Source organism: Paenibacillus sp. FSL L8-0435, assembly GCF_037965655.1.
Classification (GTDB): Bacteria; Bacillota; Bacilli; order Paenibacillales; family Paenibacillaceae; genus Paenibacillus.
In genome coordinates, this window is sequence record NZ_CP150185.1 from 1,632,725 (window position 1) to 1,652,243 (window position 19,519).

The following is a 19,519-nucleotide window of genomic DNA, read 5'->3' on the forward strand; positions in this document are numbered from 1 at the left end:
TTAGGGAGTCACAGGAATTTCAATAGAGAACGGTGCGCGAATTTGATCAGGGTAAGAGAATATTTCCATTGTCAGATTTCCTTTGGCTGCGGCTCCATTTTTAATGACAACTCTTGCTTCAAAGACGGAAGGGCTCCAGCCTACTTCATTAATGTCGAAAGGGTTTCCTTTACTGTCCTCAATGTTGGTAAATGATAGCCCCGAAGTAGCATTTTGAGCATCTGCAATTGAAAACTCGAGGATCAGATTTTTGCCCTGGACCGTGCTTTGCAGCAATTTCAAACTGGATGGGCCGCCTTGTATTTCACCTGAAGATGGATCAATGCTGATAACCAGTTCTTCCTTATCCACCGCTGAAAGGCCAGACCCTTGCAAAGTCAGTTTTTTCGGAGTGGAGAAGTACATGCTTTCGAAAAAGACGGAACTTCCAGAGCCTGAGATAGAAGATGAATCTGTTCGCCATGCTCGGCCTTGCTCATCTACCAAGTGCAGATCACGAATGTTAAAGATTGTTTTGGTATTGTTCCGATCATATTCGATATCAAGTACAAGGCGAGTGGGATACAGAATGGCCTGTTTCACATGGATACGCTGCCCGTCCACGGTCATTGTTTGGTTTACGGGAATGATTTTTTTCATGCCTTTTGTTAAGCTGTGATCCACGGGGAAGGTGACTTTCCACTTATTATTCGGTTCCTTACCTCGTTCCTTAAATATAACGGTCAGCTCATGTGGCGGTAAAGATTCTATGAATGAGATATCGATTTTATCCTCATAAATTCCACTTTCTGAAGCTGGATTAAGAGAGGAATAGCTAAACGCAACAGGAAGGTCTTTACCGTTCTCATCCAGCAAATCAATGTCATAGTTGAATTTCTCGGAATCTTTCATGCCTTTCATCGTGTAGAAAATAACCATACGTGACTCGTCTGTGATAATGCCATCAACGGTCAAGGAAGTACCATCATGCTCGTCGGTGACACCGACCTGCTGTAAGAGGGACTTATCGATGGCCATCATTAATCCTTTGTCCTGGCGAATCATACTCACAATGCCCTCCATTCCGGGCAATTGCTCCACGAAGGATGCAAAAGCGGGAGAGACACGGATACATCCGGTAAACAGCAGGATGAGAGCCGCTGCCGAGATGGAACTCATATACCAGCGCAGCCGGGACTTGCGTTTGCGGGCAGCCTGGCGGATTCCGGACTGAACAGCCTGATAGGCGGCATCCGGTACAGGCATGGTTTCGTATTCCGTCTTTCGAGCATTCAGACGTTCTTCCAATGTGTCGAATGAGTTTTGTTCATCCGTCATCAGGATACATCTCCTTTCGTTTCAAGTTGATCACGGAGCTGTCCGAGTGCCCGATGTAATCGGGATTTTACAGTTCCGGTCGGGATGTCGAGAATATCGGCAACTTCAGTTAAGGAGAAACCTTCGAAATAACTCAGGATAATAATCTGTTTGCAATCCCGGTCAAGGGTGGATACGGCGGCAGCAAGATCGGGGTCCGCAGGACGATCCCAACTGCTGGATTCAATAATCTCGGTGACGGGACTGAACCGACTTTTACGTTTGCGTTCGTCCGCACAGTAGTTGAGCAGTATGCGGATGAGCCAAGTGCCAAAGTAGGAGGGCTCTTTTAATTTTTTGAGTTTATGGAACGCCCTGAACGTTGATTCCTGAATCGCTTCGAGCGCATCACCTTCGTTATGCAGGTAGGCATATGCGATACGGTACAGTTGGCTCTGATGTAATTCCATTAAGGCTGCAAAAGCCTCGGCATCCCCTTTTTGTGCGGCGATGGTGAGCTGAGAAGGGGTCACATGGCTCCTCCTTTCATCGATATGTTGAGTATTAGACCGTGTAAAGCTTCAAACGGTTCTTGTTTTCTTAGAAAAATATGTATGTACCTGATTTCTATAATAGTTGAACTACGTATTTGCATGAGAACATACAGGACAACAAATAACCGTCAGACCTTCTCTTTGTACTCCAAAAAGAGTCCTGACGGTTATTCGCGGTACTGCTCACGTTATCTAATCATTATTGCTGATGCGCTGTAACGGCTGCTAGCAGACATGAAGCTGTAGACGTGTTACCACGCTCAAGTGAAATATCCAGTGCGGTTTGGCCCGCTAAGTTTAGCGCGTTTGGATCAGCTCCATGCTGGAGTAACATCTCAATAAGTTCGATCTGATCCGTATGAAATGCTGCGGAGTGCAATGCATATTGTCCATCGCTGTCCAGAATACTTGTGGATGCCCTATGTTCGAGTAAAAGGCGGATAACTTCTGGCGAACGTTCTCCCGCAAGCGCGGCATGTAGTGCAGTATTGGACGGAATAAAGGAAATCTTGGAATGAGAAAGGGTGTTAACATCTGCTCCATGCTCCAGAAGGAGACGAACTACTTCTGCTTGTCCATAATGAGAGGCATATCCCAGCGGAGTTAACCCATCCTGATTTTCAGTATTGGTGAGTTCCGGGTGAGAAGCGAGCAATAATTGCAGGTTGGCCACATCTCCAGACTGTGCAGCCTGAAATAGTTGATTAATCTGTTCTGCATGATTCATAAGGAATACCTCCATCTGATGAGATAATTTAATTATAGATGTTCCTCTTCAGAGGTTCTTCTTCATAATCACCTTTTTGCCCGCAGCTGGGAAGGAGAGCTATGGAAGCGTCTAGTGAATAATGAACTGAACGAACCGAGGCTTTCGAAGCCCACATCATAACAGATTTTAGTTACAGACCTGTCCGAATCAAGCAAAAGCCGCTTCGCAGCCAATAGTCTGCATTCGGTCAGATAACGATGGGGTGAAGTACCAAACAACTTTTTATAACTGCGTAGAAAATGATTCACGGATAGTTGTGCAGCCGCTGCAGTCTGTTCTAGCGTTAACGGCTGATCATAGTAGGCGGAGATATACTCATGCCCGATATACACTCTTCGGTACAACTCTTCTCTGGTTGAACGTCTGATCATATCCAGTTCGTTGATCTCTTGCTGAACATTACGGTGTAGATCCAGCATGTGAAAAGCGAGCTGATGAAGCTGCTCCGCTATTGCCCAGGAATCCAGTGTGTCTTGACTGTACAAATTCCGCAAATCATTCAGAGCTGCGCCAAGCCGATTATCCATGGCATATGTACGTTCTACCCACTCAATCTTGTTAGAGGATGAATAACTATACGGCTCATCAAGTAGACGAAGATCACTGGTCATTAGATTCCGTCCGATCTCTTCCACATAACCGGAAGGGAAGAAGATACAGAAGGATTCAACTGGAGTAGATGAATCAATGTGGAGACTATATTCCTGACCCTCATTCAGAAGCAGATAGTTCTCATTATTAACTGCGAAGTGACCGCGGCCCGCTTCATAGAGCGTTTTTCCGTTACGGAATGTTTTCAGTGATAACGAGCCGCTGCCTTTCCAATCGAATTGGGAACTCGATTCATGCAGAATGAAGGGTACAGGTCGAGGAAGAGGAATCTCCAACATTTGCAAGCACCTCCAAGCTTAATTCTGGTTATATAACTTCTTCGCAGCTTCCAGCCCAGGTACGGCAAAGCAGGCGAGTGGAGAGGGCAGATCATTCAATGGGAACCAACCGATCTCACCAATGGCTCCGCCTTCTTCCAGATTACGAGCATGACCGCCAATCACCTTGGTGGAATAGAGCACGGATATCCAATGTTCCTTATGTTGTGGCTGGATCGTCTCCGCCGTACAGAGCAGACTGTCGATGGCGATATCCAGATTCACTTCCTCCTTGATTTCACGGATGACGGCAGTTTCCAGTGATTCGTAGGGATCTACTTTCCCGCCGGGAATACTCCAGGTGTATTGCTCGGGTTGACGATTCCGCCAGGCGAGAAGCACTTCGCCCCGTTCATTCAGGATGACCGCACCTACGCCGATGCGAGGTGAAATCTCAGATTCGCCTTTTGGATCTGAACTTAATTCCGACATTGACAGCGCAGCTTGTTCGTTCCCATTAGGTTGTGCAAAACCACCCGCGTCCATTTCCCCAGATTCAGGAGTACGATTAGACCGGAATGATAAGGGAAGCCCAGACTGTGCCGACCATTCTTCCGCAAGGATACTCATCGAGATCAGGTCATAATGCATGCCATCCCGCAAAACTGCAGAACGCTGGCGACCCTCTTCCCGGAATCCGGCTTTTAGGTATGCACGTCTAGCAGCTTCATTGTATTCGATGACTTCCAGCGCAATTCGGTTCAGGTTCAATTCGTGAAAGCCATACCGAAGAATCAGAGCAAGGGCATCACTGCCGTACCCTTTACCTCGATCATTTTCTTCGCCGATACCAATGGCCAGACGAGCAGAGCGATTGTTCCATTCAATCCGGTACAGGGCTGTGAAGCCAATGAATCGGTTGCCCTCCAGTGTACGTAATGCAAATTCAAATCCGTTGTCTCGGCGGACAGAGGAAGACCCTGTCTCATCCGGCGTTAACGGGATCGCGATATCGGTATCCATGTTGCGCAAGTATTCATAATCGTCTGTGAAGCGGGAGAGACGCATGCAATCTTCCGGGCATGGGGCCGCTAATCTGACTTTGGAACCTTGAAATCCATTTAAATGACGTGGAGACATGTTGCACCTCTTTTATTCGATATGAAATCAATCGTTTCTCCCCATTATACTATGAACAGAAGCGGATACCGAAAAATGGCACCAAACGAGCTATACTCAGTGGAAAAGAACCATAAAAAAAAGCAGCCGTTTCAGGCTGCTTGTACATTCATTATTTCAGATCATTCAATAAATTCTTCATTTTTTTGTAATGTCCACTGACCCGATCAACCATGTAGTTATACATGAGCTGGTTCTCTGAAAGGTCCGCCATTTCCTTGTCAATGTCAACGTTATTGTTGTTATTGTTCATCGTAGTTTCGTTGTTCTCGACAATTCGGTACTGCACGATGGAAGAATTGGGATCACTGACAGGGAAGTGTTTGTTATGAGTCCGCTTCATGGCGAGCTGATCTGTTTTGCCATTTTCAACGATACGTCTCAGCTCTTCCTGAAATTCTACCGTTTTCTTTTTGTAGTTGGGTGTGTCTGCATTGGCAATGTTGTTGGTAATGGCATTGTGTTGTGCAGTAAGCGCTTGTAACAGTGATTCGTTACGTCTTGTCGTATTCGTTTCGATCACGGGCTCAGTCTCCTTCACTGTAGATTGTACAGTTACTTCTATAATAAGAAATAAAGTTGCACACTGTCAACATAACAAAGAAAAAGACAAGCACATGGCGGAGGCCCCCCGAAAAGAAGAACCCTGCCTTCATGAAATCTTGTCTTAGACTTTGCCCTTATGGATCAGCGTTGAACAACCTCTTTAAGAGGGACGATTAATATTTTTACCGTAATAGATCTCGTCCATCTCCAGCTTCAGCCACTCCGTAATCTCCTGTTGTTCCTTCTTGCTGAGCTTATCCTTGGTGTACCCAAACAGATAATTGTCGAGATCAAACTCCCTCAGTTTACACTTGGTGTGAAAAATGTTCTCCTGATAGACGTTCACGTCAATCATGTCAAAGCTGCTCTTGATCTCGTCCGGAATATAATTCTGAATCGAGCCGATCTCATGGTCAATGAACAGCTTGCGTCCGCTCGTATCCCGCGTAAAACCACGCACCCGGTAATCCATCGTCATAATGTCCGTATCAAATGAGTGGATCAGATAATTCAGCGCCTTAAGCGGTGAGATCTCACCGCAGGTGGAGACATCAATGTCCGCACGGAAGGTACTGATACCTTCACTAGGATGAAATTCAGGGTAGGTGTGCACAGTGATATGGCTTTTATCCAGCTGCATGACAACGTTATCGGGCAGAGGGCCGGGAGATTCATCGAGTGATTCTTCAGGGATTTCCACAATCGGACCTTCCGAGACAAGCATCGTAACACTCGCACCTTGAGGCACGTAATCCTGCTGGGCAACATTAAGAACGTGGGCTCCGATGATGTCAGAGACATTGTTCAGAATTTTACTCAGCCGGGCGGCGTTATATTGTTCATCAATATATTCAATGTAAGCTTCGCGTTCGTCTTTGGTTTTGGTATAACAAATATCGTACATATTAAAACTGAGCGACTTGGTCAGGTTGTTAAATCCATGCAGTTGAATGCGCTGCTCTGGCGTAATTGTCATGGTTGCAGTTCCCCTTATCCCATACGACATATCATCGCAGTTATAATACTACTTATACCCAACCTGCCTCGAAAAAAAACATATGTACGTCATTCAAAATACGATTCTCCTCTGATGAAAGCTATGCATGAATGGACTTCAGATGATCTACATTTTTTCAGAATGAAGAATCGTCAAAGTCTATAACATCGTTCATGCGCTCATCCTCAGCTACAGATTGAATATCCTCTGAAGTGACACTGATGATTGTATAGTCCTCGTTCTGCTGTTTCTTCACGGCTTTTTCCTTCACAAAACGGGGACTGCCTTCCCCGGCATCTTCATCATAGACGAGGAGAAGACCGTCGCTTTTACGGAGCAACAGATCATCCCGTGCAGTGAACTGCCACGGCCCGATATAAGGTTGATTGCTAATCGCACCGTAATAGTCCACACCCGAGAGGATGGAACGGTAATACTCCTGCTTGTCTTCTTTCCATTGCTCCTCAGGGTTCTGAAAGGCAGTGATGATCGACAGCTTCAGATGTGGATACGTCTTCTTTAGATCAATCACTACTTCGCAGGCCCACAGGTCCACACCGTATTGTCCCGGCGTCAGCACCCATTCCAGACCATCCTCGACAAGGGGAGTGAGGCGGGAGGCAATGGCCTTCTTGATAAATGGAATACCTTCATGTTTCTGTCCAAAAATCTGCAATTCATGTGCCCGGTAACCGGTGATTAACAGGTTTTTCAGTGTCCGTTCCTCCTTTCAGGCATGATCAATCGATTAGTGAATTTTCTATATATGCACACATTAGAGGTGCAGTTATTTCGCAGGTGGAATTTCTGCACGGAACGGATACAGGAATGGCTTCGGAATATCCGTTTCAAATGACATTAACTCATCCGTTGTGGGATGGATAAACGAGAGTATACGTGCATGAAGTCCGAGACGGCCGAGGTCTCTTGTACGTGCGCCGTATTTTCTGTCACCGGCAATCGGATGTCCGAGATCTTCCATATGCACACGAATCTGATTTTTACGGCCTGTCTCCAGACGCACTTCCAGCAGGGAGAACTCACGGTTCGATTTCAGACGTTTGTAATGTGTAATGGCGTGTTGTCCATCATTCGGACGAGAACTGGAGTACATTTTCAGCGTTTTGGTTTCCTTCAACCAAGAAGAGATGGTGCCTTCTTCTTTGGCTACTGAACCTTCAACAAGGGCAACGTAGACGCGGTCCTGCACATTTTCTTTCCAGTTGTTTTGCAGCTTCTGCTGCACCTCTTCACTTTTGGCAAACATCATCACACCCGATGTATCCCGATCCAGACGATGGACAACAAAGATCCGGTTGAGCGGATTGGTGCGGCGTACATGCTCTGTCAGTTGGCGATAAGCCGTGAGGTCATCTGTCTTGTCTGCGGCAATGGACAACAGTCCGGCTTCCTTGCGGATCACAATGATATCATCGTCTTCATGCAAAATGTTAATACCCGTTAAGGACGGAGCAGCGACTGCACCTTCTTTTCGAATGTAGACAATCTGACCTGGCGTCAGCGCTTCATTAAACTTGGTTACGACCTTCTGATCCACGGATACCTGTCCACGACCCAGAATGGACTTCACTGCGTTCCGTCCTGATTTCAAATGCTGCAACAGGAAGTTCAACAGTTCATCGGGTTTGGTCACTTTGTACTGGCGTGGTGGTTCCTGCTTGCGATAGTAGGAATTACCTGGTCGTTTGGATGCGCTGGCATTTTTGGGTTTGTTGCCTCCAGCTTTCTTGGGTGCACCCGATGATTTCGCGGTTATTGGCTTCTTATTCTCCTCCGTATTACGTGATGCGGAAGCACCTGATGTTTTGGCAGATGAGAAGTTGGACTTGCCGGACCGTGCTGAAGATGAACCTGTATAAGATTTCCCCTTGGCCGAGGCCGATGTCTTGCCTGTTGGACGTTTGCGTTTATTCATGAATAGTAATCTCCTTCTGAACAGCCTGTACCGCTTGTGTGCATACGATCCGTTCATTTTCGTTATGCAGTTCAATATACCATTAACAGTCGACAAATAAAAATAGGTTCATACAATCTGCTATACATCCAATCATAAGAGTAGTGAGATTCATAGGATAGGGTATCCCATAGCATTGGAGGTGTTACTCATGGGCGTGTTTCTCGATATGAGAACTTCGATGAACTCGGCAACCGTAGGACAGCCCGGTTTGTCACTGTCAGAATCCCCGACAGCTTTCGGCACCATTGGTCTGCAGACGCAGGGTGTGGTGAATCCCATTATTACGTTGAACGGGACAGTAGGTGTTACGGGAGAACTGGGAGATACCTTTGTTGTGGAGCTTGTGCGGGGTTTTTTATATGATCCTTTCTATATCATCTACCGTGCTGAAGGTACGATTGGACAGAACGGAGGTGCCGAATTTCATTCGTTCACAGCTCAGGATCTAGCTGCACCACCAGCATTGGAAAGTGTGTATACTTCGTTCATCTCGGGGGTGTCCACAGCAGTAAGAACCGGGCCGGAGATGTTATATGGTATTGCAGCCACCGGTTAGTAGTGAAAGGCGAAATATAACAGGCAGAGTGCTTCGTCATCACTTCCGTTGACGGCAGAGTTCGCTTCATACCCCAGAAACGCAAGACAATGCAGCGATAGGTTTCGACTAGCGCTCAGCAAGAAACCCCCGGCTTAAGAAGTCGGGGGTTTTTGCCGTACAGCATCTGCACGTTTCAATACAAATCACGAATCTAAAGTTTGGAACTGTCCATGATCAGTTGGCACGGCCTTTCAGAATGATGTTGTTGGCTTTGCCAAAATCGATAGCAACTTTGCCTGCGAGTGCGGCTGTTCGCTCCGCAAGGATAACCGCGTTGACGCCACAGGAGAAGAGAGCGACATCGAAGGTCTGTTGATTATTCTGAATCCAGTGCAGCGTTTCATCCATTTGATCATAGCTGTCGAAGGGCAGGGCAGTCACAATGTTTAGATTATAGGGCTCACGTTCGAGCATCACACGCAGTTCCTCAATCTCACGGGTAACGAGTAACACACGCTTGCCTGCAAGCATCTGCCAGAAACGCGGGTTCTGCGCCAGTTCCCGATTGACACAGGCGTGACAAGTCAGTGGAGGAGAGATGCCAAAGTGTGCAAATACCATGTCGGTCAGGGGTCTTTTGAGATAATCGGGAGCATTGATGGTGCTGTCACCACGAGGAAGAATGCCCACGATATCGGCACGTTGCAAGGAAGCGGCGACTTCATCCCGTAGTTTCGGGTTGGGAAGACGAAGTCCCTTTTGCCCTAGGTTGGCTTTCTTGGCCCAACGCTCCTGAAGGACCTGTTCCGTAGGCCATACGGTTTCTTGAGACATGACGATATTCTCGCCATCACCGACTCTTACAAGAGACAGCGGTCGGTGTTCCAGAAGTGCCGCTTCGAGCTGATCAAGCACACCTTCCATTTCAAGATAGATCGAATTCATTGATGGGTTGCCTCCTTTGAAAATTGAACTGTTCTATTCTATGTTGCGAATACCGTAACGATATGTACGTTTGACCCAAAGGGCGTCATCTTCAGTTGTATATCAATCTATTTATATGAAAGTTAGTACATCTGTCGGTACCGCTTCTATCAACGTTTCATACGATATAGAGTGCTGGATTCACAAGCGAGATGTGGCTTGTAAGCAATCAGATAGATAGAAGATGGTCTTCGTAGGAAGACAGCATCAAAACTATGAAAACAGTCTGTATCCGGTAAACGGAATTTGCAGCGTTCATGAGGAGGAATGTTATGTCCAGGAAAGTTGTGATTGAGATTAACTTCAACAATTACGGGATGGACCCGCAGCGATTGACGCGGGAATGGCTGGAACGTCGGATGAGCATCTTCCGCACGTTCACATTGCATTGCCTGAAGGCACAGACGAATCAGGATTTCCTCACAGTGGTGAAGTTGTCCAAGGAATCCGGGGAATTAATGCAGGAGATTCTGGCGGGTCAGGAGCCGCTTCCCTCCAATATTCGTTTTGGAACCAATATCGAGAGTGTGCGTGCCATTTTGGCGTTTGCCAAAGGTACGGAGCAACTCTATATTGCCCGTCTGGATTCGGATGATTTATACCATAAAACTTTTGTTCAACAACTCTACGATATTCAACCGCAGCAGCAGACGATGGCATTGATTAACCAGAACGGATATCTGTGGGACAGTGTGAATAACGAGATGGCACCAGCGTTTCACCGTTCTCCGCAATTCTATGTCTACTTATATAAGACAGCCGAATACGCAGCAGGATACCGGGTCAAGCTTCCGGGCAGAGGTACACATGGCAATGTCATTGAACTGCCGCACGAGCTGCTTGCTCCGCGCAATTATGTCAACATCGTGCATTCGAGCAATACTTCAACCAAAAAGGTACCGCCCAAAGACCGGTTAAGCCGGGATGAGATGGCACAGGTACTACGCGAATTCATGATCTGATCAGGGAGGGATTCATCCATGATTCAAGGACAAACGATTCTGATCACTGGAGGAACGGGCTCCTGGGGTCAAAAGCTGACTGAGGTACTGCTGGAGCAGGACCCGGCTGAGATTCGCCTTCTGTCACGTAATGAATACGCCCAGATTGCGATGCAGCGAGAGTTCAACCATGATCCGCGTCTGCGATTCATCATTGGGGATATCCGCGATTATCGGGCAGTGGAAGATGCATGCAGAGGTGTGAATGTGCTCTTCCATCTGGCTGCGCTGAAGCACGTTCCGGTCTGCGAGGACCAACCTGATGAAGCGTTCAAGACCAATGTAATCGGGACGCAGAATATTATTCGGGCTGCGATACGCATGCAGGTTGCCAAAGTCATCGATGTGTCCACCGATAAGGCGGTAGATCCGATTAACGTATATGGCATGACCAAGGCTTTGGGTGAAAAAATGATGATCCGTGCCAACTGGCTAAGTGAAGGTACCCGGTTTGTCTGCATCCGCGGGGGCAATGTGCTTGGAACCAGTGGCAGTGTTGTGCCGTTGTTCCGGCGTCAGATCGATGAAGGCAAAAGCCCGACCATTACGGACAAAGGCATGACCCGTTTTTTCCTGACGCGTACCGAAGCTATACATTTACTGCTTAAGGCGGCTGAGGCGGCCGTGGGCGGAGAGACTTTTGTGATGAAAATGAAAGCTTGCAAGATGACGGAACTTGCATCCGTCATGTTGGAACAGGCAGGTCGTCCATCCTTCGATTATAAGGTGACGGGAATACGTCCAGGCGAGAAATTGCATGAAGTGTTGATCTCGCCCTTTGAAGCGCCGCGTACGTACCAATACGATGCGCAGTATTATGTCATCCTGCCGGAGCACAAGGACAAGAGCCTGACGGATCAGTACAGCAGTCTGCCACGTGTGAACTTCTCCGAGTATCGCTCGGACAGTGCCATGATGAACAAACCAGCGATTGCCCGGTTTTTGCGTGCAGGTGGCTATATCGATTAGGGTGTGTCTCAAAACTCGCTCGGAGTTTTCAGACACGCCCACCGAGGGGAGGCGGAGCGTTTGGAGGTGGTAGGTATGGAAGAAAATCATCAGCACAACCAGCACGAAGGTAATGAAGAGTTACAGCAACGTAACCTTATACAACATATTAATGACCGCTCCCTAAAAGCTGTTGTCATTGGTCTAGGCTATGTGGGTTTACCCATGGCTGTAGAGATAGCACAGGCCGGTTATCAAGTCCACGGGATTGACATCGATACTTCCAAGGTAGCTAAGCTGAACGCCGGGAATTCGTATGTCATAGGTATAGAAGATGATGTTGTGCAGTCGCTTATGCAGGCTGGATTATTCACGGCAAGCACCGATTATGCAGCGGTGAGACAGGCGAATGTCATCGTGATCTGTGTGCCCACTCCGCTGACTGCCGATCATCAACCGGATATCTCGTATATCTCGGCCGCGGTGGATGGCATGACTCCGTATTTGCAGGAAGGCAGCCTGGTTATATTGGAAAGCACGACCTATCCGGGCACAACGGAAGAACGCGTGAAACAACCGATTGAAGTGGCAAACGGCTGGCGAGCTGGAGAACAGTTCTACGTCTGTTATTCTCCGGAGCGGGTAGATCCGGGCAGTGTTCATTATGGTGTGAAAAATACCCCGAAGATTATTGGTGGTTCGACACCCGCTTGTCTGAATTATGGTAAACAGTTCTACGGCTCATTCCTCAACGAAGTTGTTCCGGTTAGTTCAACAACGGTAGCGGAGACGGCAAAATTGTTCGAAAATACATTTCGTAGTGTCAATATTGCACTCGTGAATGAGTTGACCCCGGCCTGTGAACAGATGGGTGTAAACATCTGGGAAGTACTGAATGCGGCGGCAACCAAGCCGTTTGGTTATATGCCCTTCTATCCCGGTCCCGGTATCGGCGGACATTGTATCCCAATCGATCCGATCTATCTGTCCTGGGCAGCAAACCGTCAGGGATCGGAGCTGCAATTCATCCAGCTGGCGGATGCAACCAATCGGCAAATGCCAGAGAGAGTAGTGAAGCGTGCCTCGGAGCTGCTGAAGCAGAATGGTGTATCTGTGCGGGGAGCACGTGTTGTACTGGCGGGTATGGCTTATAAAAAAGATATTGACGACTTGCGCGAATCGCCAGCATTGGACGTTTTTCGGCTGCTGAGCGTAGCGGGCGCAGATGTGGTTTTCACCGATCCAATGGTGCCTGTCTTCCGGAAGGATGACGGTACGATGCTCCAGTCTCGGCCTGCTGTACCGGAATTGTGGACAGGAGCTGATCTGGTGATCATCACCACGGATCATTCGGCATTCGATTATCAGGAGATGGCGGATCATGCAAAGCTGATTTTTGATACACGCAATGCAACGGCCGGATGCCACGGGGGAAATATTGTGGTGCTGGGTCAGCCTGTACGGCGAGGAAACACGGGAGAAACCTATGGCGAATCATGACCGGGTGAGTGAACGCTATTACGGCGAGATCAATTCGGAGGATTCTCATGAAGCGACGAGAACACGTATCCACTGGATGTGTCGTGCGGCGACAGGCAAACGCATCCTGGATGTCGGGTGCAGTCAGGGCATTACGTCCATTCTACTGGCACGTGAAGGATTTCGTGTCACTGGCATTGATTTGGAAGAAGAAAGTGTCCGATATGCGCAAGCTGAGCTTGCCAAAGAGTCTAGGCCAGTTAGGAACAATGTGGATTTTCGAATGCTGGATATTACGCAATGGAAAGTACGGACGACCTTTGATACTGTGCTGCTTGGAGAAGTACTGGAACATTTTGCTCATCCGGAGACGTTGTTGGTCCAGATTCATCGGCTGCTGCAAGAGGATGGGACGCTGGTTGTGACCGTACCGTATGGATATCATCCGTTCTATGACCACAAGCAGACCTTCTATGCAGGAAGCCTGGCGATGACCCTGATGCCGTATTTTGAAGTCTTGAAACTTGAAGTTCATCATAAATATCTATGTTGCGTGGCCCGCAAACGGCGGAGTACACAACTGCATATGTCGCCGACTTTGGATCAATTGATGGAGTGGATGGAACTGGATCATGTCCATTTTGCCGAGGTGGAACATCAGCACCTCCGCGTAATGAAGCAGCGCAAGAAGGCACTGGACAGTGCGGTGGAGCAGGTGAAACGGCTTCGCCGTCAGGAGAGTGGAGAAGTGTAACATGGGATACGATTGTAACAGGATAGGATATAAGAAGGCATGTGCCTGAGAGATTAAAATTACTGCAGGTACACCGGAACTATGTACTTGAGTTAATTAGAAAATAGGGGAACTTGCATGATCGACATATTGCAATACGCGTACGACAGGAAGGGGCTCAAAACGTGATCACCATCAGTCTGTGTATGATTGTGAAGAACGAGGAACGCATGCTGGCGCGCTGTCTGGACTCGGTTGCCGGCATCGCGGACGAGATCATCATTGTGGATACCGGTTCATCGGATCGCACGATGGACATCGCTGCGCAGTATACCAACCAGGTCTACACGTATGAATGGAAGGAAGACTTTGCCGCAGCGCGGAATGAGTCATTCACCAAGGCCACGCAGGAGTATATCCTGTGGATGGATGCGGATGATGTGCTGCTGCCCGCGGAACGGGCGAAGCTGGAGGTGTTGAAGCAGCAGCTTCCGTCCGGGGGGAAGACGGAAGCTGTGATCTTGAACTACACGCTGGCCGAGGGTGCGGAGGGGAGTCCACTTGTGACGGACCGACGCCTTCGCCTGGTCAAGCGGGATGCCGGGTGCCGCTGGCATAGCCGGCTGCACGAGCAACTCAGCTTCCCGCGGGGCGAGGTCATTACGGCAGACATTGCCGTCACGCATCGCCGCGAAGCGGGACATCATTCGGCGCGAAATGTGCGCATTCTGCGCAAATGGATCGCCGAAGAGGGCATAGCCCAAGGTCGCCTGCTGTTTTATTATGCAGGCGAATGTTATGACCGTCAGCGTTATGCGGCGGCGGCACGCGGGTATGCGAAGCTGCTGGAGCAGCCAAGCGGTTACCGCGAGGATCGCCTGATTGCCTGCGCGCGGTTAGCGGAATGTTATGAACGACTGGGTGAGCCGGGCCGTAAGCTCGGAGCATTGCTGCAGTCGTTCCAGTATGATCTGCCACATGCTGATTTCTGCTGCGCCATTGCGGCCTGTTTCCATGAGCGGCAGGAACCCGTTTCGGCGATCTACTGGTATATGCAGGCGGTGGACGTGAGCAGCCGCGATCCCGGCCTGCGCCCGGTGCCTATGGCTTGCCGTACCTGGCTTCCACATGCGCGTTTATCCCTTTGTTATGCTCATCTGGGCAACTGGGAGCAGGCATTGATGCATAACACCAAAGCCCGTGAGTACTTGCCCAACGATCCCGGATTGCTTGCCAATCGGCAGAAGCTCGAAGTTGTGGTACGCAAGGAGATGAAGGAGCGGGAAGAACGTGGTGAAGTGTCACCGCGTAAGTAGGGAGACGAACTGGGACAGATGAGGACAGAAGAGTTCGAAGCGGGGGTAGAGATAGAGAAAATAGATTGAAGTAGAAGTGAAATAACAACAAAAACTAATCCGTTGCTGGTAGGATGCGATAGGGCGTATCAGTGAAAATAAGGGTTGAGTGGAAATAGAGTGTAAGCCACAATTGCGAGCAGAAGCAGAAGCAGAAGCAGAAGCAGAAGCAGAAGCAGAAGCAGAAGCAGAAGCAGAAGCAGAAGCAGAAGCAGAAGCAGAAGCAGAAGCAGAAGCAGAAGCAGAAGCAGAAGCAGAAGCAGAAGCAGAAGCAGAAGCAGAAGCAGAAGCAGAAGCAGAAGCAGAAGCAGAAGCAGAAGCAGAAGCAGAAGCAGAAGCAGAAGCAGAAGCAGAAGCAGAAGCAGAAGCAGAAGCAGAAGCAGAAGCAGAAGCAGAAGCAGAAGCAGACAGAAGAGGATTAAGAGGTAGAATAGATATAATAGATAATTATGATGCTGCCATATGTTTAAAGTCCGATAGCTACGAAGTTGGCAGTAAACAAGCATATTAGATCACAATAAAGTATAAGTAAATAAACTATAAAATGCAGAACATTTGAGCAGCCCCGCTCAACCGAAAGAGTCGGTGAGAGGGGCTTTTAACGCTTCTCGTGCCGCGTGTATCTCCTGCCATGGTGTAATGAAAGTAGCATTTGGTGAAATTTTCACGGGCATACAGAGCGTTGGAAATTCTGACATGTGGTGCAGTGAGGATTACGCATCAAGATGAGCCGTCGAGTGTTCAGAGCCGTCATATTAGCTGTTAAGTTTCTTTACTTTTCGGGTGCTAGGCATCGCACAGACTGATCTTTCATCCGTAAGCTCTTGCATGCCCAGCCCCATCCATCATATATTTCGTTCATCGATGTTGAGGGTGATGGTCTCATCCGTATATTCATTCCAGTTTTCAATCCGGAGTGTGTTTTCACTTTCCCATTCGAGATGGTTATTTCCGTGGTGCTTGGCACGAAAGATTGTTTTTACCGTGGCACCCTCAGGTGCATTTGTCTTCTTTACATCGACCCAGATTGTAACGCCGCCTGCCGCACCACCGTAAGGTACACCGTAAATTTCGGCAGTATAGTCACCATTACGTGAAGGCATGGAATAGCTTAATTCTCCTTTCTCAGAACGGTCAAACGTGGAGAAGTAAGAACGGAGCCAGAAATACAGGAATACAGTGGCAAACAGTACAAGAATCAACAATGTAAATGTAGTGAGAATAGGGTGTCTACGTATCCAAGGTTTGCGAGAATCTGTATGGGATGAACTTGAATTAGCTTGAGTATTTAAGTCCATAAGGTTGATCCTCCAATTGCACCTTACAGTGAAATTTGCTTTGCAGGAATATAAATGTCCAACTCTCCGTAGTGGTCCTGAGCCAGACTGCCATCAATTTTTTCAAAATAGTAGGGATCACTCTTCTCGTACCCCGAATGGCTCTGCCAATATTCATCGATAAATGTCCAGACACTGTCCAGATGATCAATATTGATGAGACTTGGATGGAAATCACAGACAAATTTGAATACGGCATACTGGTTGGCCGGGACCTCAATTCCGTCCAGTTCTTCAGGGATATGATCCAGACTGGTGACCTCTACAGACGGCTGATATGTACTGTAATCCTCGTTAATTTCATTGGTAAATCCGATATATACGTTGGGTTGCAGCACGTTAGGAATCGAATGAAAGTGTTTTTCAAAAAAGTCGTTGCCTGCTGAATTGGCTTCATAGTGCTCTTCGTTATCTGCATACCGAATGTGGGACCGTTGCCCAATGAGTTTCATAGCCGGTTTTCGTACATACGTTGGTTTGAAAATATATCCATATGGAAGCGTTGTGATCATGGACGAAGTCATGCGGGCTGTGAATTCAAGGTTTCCAGCTCCCTGTTTGCGATACTGCAGGGGTGTAATGCCGAAGGCTTGTTTGAAAGCACGGATGTAGGATTGTTCATGTTCAAAAGCGTAATGTCCGCTGATATCGATAATCTTCCAGTTCAGATTCACCAATTGCTCCAGGCTGCGTGCCAATTTGCGTGAACGAATGTATTCTCCAGGCAATTGTCCGCTGACATGTTTGAACATGCGATGCAGGTGGAATTTGGATATATGAGTCACAGATGCCAGATGATCCAGCGTTAATTTGTCTTGAATATGGTCTTCTATGTAGTCAAATAGCTTATCCAGTGTGTCTAACAGATCGTGTTGCATATCAATCTCCCTACTTCTAATAGTACTTACAGCAATAAATGTTCATTTTTTCCTTATCACCGATGATATCATAACCAAGTACATAATTTAATGACAAGATTGGAGAAAGCATCCATGTTTGCTGACAAAAGAACTTATACAACGTTAGGCATGTTAACTCGATTATGGACACTAACGGGCAAGTACCGTATGTTCATCATTCTGTTACTTTTCGCCGCATGTCTGGTCTCCCTGATTGAGGTCGGTTATTTGGAATCGATCCGAAGACTGGTCAAAGGCGCGACTGAAGCACAGTTTTCGTTACTCTACTCTGGGTTGATCATAGGCGTTAGCATTGTAGTATTACGATTGATTGTAACCGCATTCATGACGAGGGTCGAGACGTTATTCCAGCAAAAGACATTATTGTCTGTGCAGTCTCTACTGCTCTCATCCTTTAGCAACACAGAGACACGTGACCTGGCACATTATCATACAGGTGACCTAACCTCTAGGGTCTGGACTTCAGCCAAGGAAGCACAGAAGGGGATCAACCAACATGGCATTGAACTCGCGAAAAATATCATTCAGCTGATTCTTGCCTTTGCTTACTTCAGCTGGGTGAACTTGCCGCTGTCGTTGGCTATCACTGCATTCACATTGATCTATCCTCTTGTAACGGTAGGACTTGGTAAACGTCTACAAAGACAGCATGATCAGTTGAATGCCAGCGCAGCGTCAAGAGATGAGATACTGACTGAAATCATCCAAGCCCCAGTTGAGATCCGAAGTTACGGACTGGCGGGTTATGTACACCATCATTTTAAAGATCGAATGGATCAGGTGTTCAGACATACGATGTCCGTATCTGTGTTACAACGACTTTCGGAAGTAGCCGGACGGGTCTCAACGTATGGTGGCATGATTCTGATTCTCTATCTAGGCGGCATGCAGGTCCTGAATGGACATATGGATGTAGGCGGACTGGCAGCTTTTCTGGTAGCAAGCAGTCAGTTAACACGTCCGATTGAATCGTTATCTGGGCTGTGGAATGATTTTATTGGTTCGGCTTCTCATGCATCCAGAATCTTTGAGGTGCTGGATTTGGAGAGAAAGAACACGGTTGCTAATACCGGTACAAATACATATGTACGATCCGAACCGGGTTCAGGTGAAATTGAAAAACAATCTAAACTGGCTGGCATTAACGTGCAGCATGTGTCTTATAGGTATGCGGAGCAAGAAGAAGTGTTAACAGATATTTCTTTTGAGGCCAAGAAAGGAAGGCTTACTGTAATCACAGGGCCAAGTGGATGCGGGAAAACCACGTTATTGAAATTAATAGCCGGATTAGATACACCTGTTACTGGTTCGATCCAGGTCATGAATCAGAAGAATTCACTGAAGGATATGCACAAAGTTCAGACAGCGCATGTCAATCAGGTATATGTTCCGCAACAAGCCTTTATTTTCACAGGTACAGTGGAAGAGAATATTGTTTTTGGACAAGAGGGGATATCTGCCGATCAAGTAAAGGTTGCGGCCCATATGACGCATGCACATGACGCGATTATGCGTCAATCGCTCGGCTATGGGACAGAGCTTCAGCCGCAAGGCGGGACGATGTCGGGTGGTGAGCTTCAGCGTATTAGTCTAGCCAGAGCGCTGCTGAGGAACCCGGATATTCTATTGTTGGATGAACCGACGTCATCCCAAGACCCGTGGCATGAGCAGCGATTGAATGATCTCTTTGCCCGAATCACTGCTGACAAAGGCACAACGGTTATTGCAGTTACTCATCGATTATCGCTGATCGAACGGGCGGATCAGGTCATCTATATTCAGCAGGGACGCGTCGAAGATACGGGGACTCATCGTGAATTGCTGGATCGTCCAAACGGATATCGAAGTTATATTGCGGAGCAGGATACGGAAGTGGAGGGACAGCATGAGTAACAAGATCGAAGATGCAGCATATACCGATGAAGTTGAAATGAAGAGCAGTCATGAGAAAAGTGGAGCATATGAGATAAATGAAAATAATGAAAATGAAAAGTCTGAAATAGAAGCTCATCATCAGATGAACGAAAGTGATGTTC

At 47.7% G+C, this 19,519-nt stretch carries 20 protein-coding genes and 1 pseudogene; 8 read left to right on the forward strand and 13 right to left on the reverse strand.

The features are described 5' to 3' along the window. The 10 genes and pseudogenes from NST33_RS07340 to NST33_RS07385 all read right to left on the reverse strand — a co-directional run bounded on the left by NST33_RS07340 (position 1) and on the right by NST33_RS07385 (position 8,146). Positions 1 to 1,317, reverse strand: coding sequence for a DUF4179 domain-containing protein (locus NST33_RS07340; RefSeq protein WP_339183032.1), 1,317 nt, complete (start codon positions 1,315 to 1,317; stop codon positions 1 to 3). Then, positions 1,317 to 1,829: a sigma-70 family RNA polymerase sigma factor gene (locus tag NST33_RS07345; protein ID WP_339183034.1), complete on the reverse strand. Its 513-nt coding sequence runs from the start codon at positions 1,827 to 1,829 to the stop codon at positions 1,317 to 1,319. Before NST33_RS07345 ends, NST33_RS07340 begins: the two co-directional genes overlap by 1 nt. Before the next feature lie 220 nt (positions 1,830 to 2,049). After that, the gene (locus NST33_RS07350) at positions 2,050 to 2,577 is read right to left on the reverse strand and encodes an ankyrin repeat domain-containing protein (protein ID WP_339183037.1); all 528 of its coding nucleotides are present in this window, start codon (positions 2,575 to 2,577) and stop codon (positions 2,050 to 2,052) included. Between the two features lie 68 nt (positions 2,578 to 2,645). Beyond that, positions 2,646 to 3,509, reverse strand: a complete 864-nt coding sequence (locus tag NST33_RS07355) for an AraC family transcriptional regulator (protein WP_339183039.1) — start codon at positions 3,507 to 3,509, stop codon at positions 2,646 to 2,648. Between the two features lie 18 nt (positions 3,510 to 3,527). After that, the gene (locus NST33_RS07360; protein ID WP_221819352.1) at positions 3,528 to 3,980 is read right to left on the reverse strand and encodes an NUDIX domain-containing protein; all 453 of its coding nucleotides are present in this window, start codon (positions 3,978 to 3,980) and stop codon (positions 3,528 to 3,530) included. Positions 3,981 to 4,139: 159 nt separating this feature from the next. Then, positions 4,140 to 4,628: pseudogene (locus tag NST33_RS07365) on the reverse strand (GNAT family protein); the annotation flags it as partial. A gap of 151 nt (positions 4,629 to 4,779) precedes the next feature. Further along, on the reverse strand, positions 4,780 to 5,190 hold the full coding sequence (flgB, locus tag NST33_RS07370) for a flagellar basal body rod protein FlgB (RefSeq protein ID WP_221819275.1): 411 nt from the start codon (positions 5,188 to 5,190) through the stop codon (positions 4,780 to 4,782). Positions 5,191 to 5,373: 183 nt separating this feature from the next. After that, the gene (gene speD, locus NST33_RS07375; protein ID WP_036610662.1) at positions 5,374 to 6,189 is read right to left on the reverse strand and encodes an adenosylmethionine decarboxylase; all 816 of its coding nucleotides are present in this window, start codon (positions 6,187 to 6,189) and stop codon (positions 5,374 to 5,376) included. A gap of 157 nt (positions 6,190 to 6,346) precedes the next feature. Beyond that, complete coding sequence (locus NST33_RS07380) at positions 6,347 to 6,925, reverse strand: DUF1273 domain-containing protein (RefSeq protein ID WP_221819353.1); 579 nt, start codon at positions 6,923 to 6,925, stop codon at positions 6,347 to 6,349. 72 nt (positions 6,926 to 6,997) lie between these two features. Further along, positions 6,998 to 8,146, reverse strand: coding sequence for an RluA family pseudouridine synthase (locus NST33_RS07385; protein ID WP_221819276.1), 1,149 nt, complete (start codon positions 8,144 to 8,146; stop codon positions 6,998 to 7,000). Between the two features lie 190 nt (positions 8,147 to 8,336). On the opposite strand from NST33_RS07385, the gene NST33_RS07390 reads away from it, so the two are divergent. Then, complete coding sequence (locus tag NST33_RS07390) at positions 8,337 to 8,744, forward strand: hypothetical protein (RefSeq protein WP_091015180.1); 408 nt, start codon at positions 8,337 to 8,339, stop codon at positions 8,742 to 8,744. A 216-nt stretch (positions 8,745 to 8,960) separates the two neighbouring features. On the opposite strand, the gene NST33_RS07395 is transcribed toward NST33_RS07390, so the two are convergent. Beyond that, positions 8,961 to 9,671, reverse strand: a complete 711-nt coding sequence (locus tag NST33_RS07395; protein ID WP_339183044.1) for a GT-D fold domain-containing glycosyltransferase — start codon at positions 9,669 to 9,671, stop codon at positions 8,961 to 8,963. A gap of 311 nt (positions 9,672 to 9,982) precedes the next feature. Between NST33_RS07395 and NST33_RS07400 the strand changes: the two genes are divergently transcribed. The 6 genes from NST33_RS07400 (at position 9,983) to NST33_RS07425 (ending at position 15,737) form a co-directional block, all read left to right on the forward strand. Further along, positions 9,983 to 10,672, forward strand: a complete 690-nt coding sequence (locus NST33_RS07400; protein WP_339183046.1) for a glycosyltransferase — start codon at positions 9,983 to 9,985, stop codon at positions 10,670 to 10,672. Between the two features lie 18 nt (positions 10,673 to 10,690). Beyond that, positions 10,691 to 11,680: a polysaccharide biosynthesis protein gene (locus NST33_RS07405; protein ID WP_339183048.1), complete on the forward strand. Its 990-nt coding sequence runs from the start codon at positions 10,691 to 10,693 to the stop codon at positions 11,678 to 11,680. Between the two features lie 75 nt (positions 11,681 to 11,755). Further along, complete coding sequence (locus NST33_RS07410; RefSeq protein ID WP_339183050.1) at positions 11,756 to 13,159, forward strand: nucleotide sugar dehydrogenase; 1,404 nt, start codon at positions 11,756 to 11,758, stop codon at positions 13,157 to 13,159. Then, positions 13,146 to 13,892 (forward strand): methyltransferase domain-containing protein, encoded by a 747-nt coding sequence (locus NST33_RS07415; RefSeq protein ID WP_339183052.1) that lies wholly within the window; start codon positions 13,146 to 13,148, stop codon positions 13,890 to 13,892. Before NST33_RS07410 ends, NST33_RS07415 begins: the two co-directional genes overlap by 14 nt. 164 nt (positions 13,893 to 14,056) lie before the next feature. Next, complete coding sequence (locus NST33_RS07420; RefSeq protein ID WP_339307374.1) at positions 14,057 to 15,187, forward strand: glycosyltransferase family 2 protein; 1,131 nt, start codon at positions 14,057 to 14,059, stop codon at positions 15,185 to 15,187. A gap of 172 nt (positions 15,188 to 15,359) precedes the next feature. Next, a complete protein-coding gene (locus tag NST33_RS07425) occupies positions 15,360 to 15,737 on the forward strand; it encodes a hypothetical protein (protein ID WP_339307376.1) in 378 nt (125 codons plus the stop codon). A gap of 334 nt (positions 15,738 to 16,071) precedes the next feature. Here the strand turns inward: NST33_RS07425 and NST33_RS07430 are convergent, their stop codons facing one another. Next, positions 16,072 to 16,524 (reverse strand): DUF5412 family protein, encoded by a 453-nt coding sequence (locus NST33_RS07430; RefSeq protein WP_339307378.1) that lies wholly within the window; start codon positions 16,522 to 16,524, stop codon positions 16,072 to 16,074. A gap of 23 nt (positions 16,525 to 16,547) precedes the next feature. Next, positions 16,548 to 17,441 carry a helix-turn-helix domain-containing protein gene (locus NST33_RS07435; protein ID WP_339183062.1) on the reverse strand — a complete coding sequence of 298 codons (894 nt, stop codon included), beginning with the start codon at positions 17,439 to 17,441 and terminating at the stop codon, positions 16,548 to 16,550. A 90-nt stretch (positions 17,442 to 17,531) separates the two neighbouring features. Here NST33_RS07435 and NST33_RS07440 point away from each other — a divergent pair, with 90 nt between their 5' ends. Beyond that, complete coding sequence (locus tag NST33_RS07440) at positions 17,532 to 19,376, forward strand: ABC transporter ATP-binding protein (protein WP_339307380.1); 1,845 nt, start codon at positions 17,532 to 17,534, stop codon at positions 19,374 to 19,376. The last annotated feature ends 143 nt before the right edge of the window (positions 19,377 to 19,519 follow it).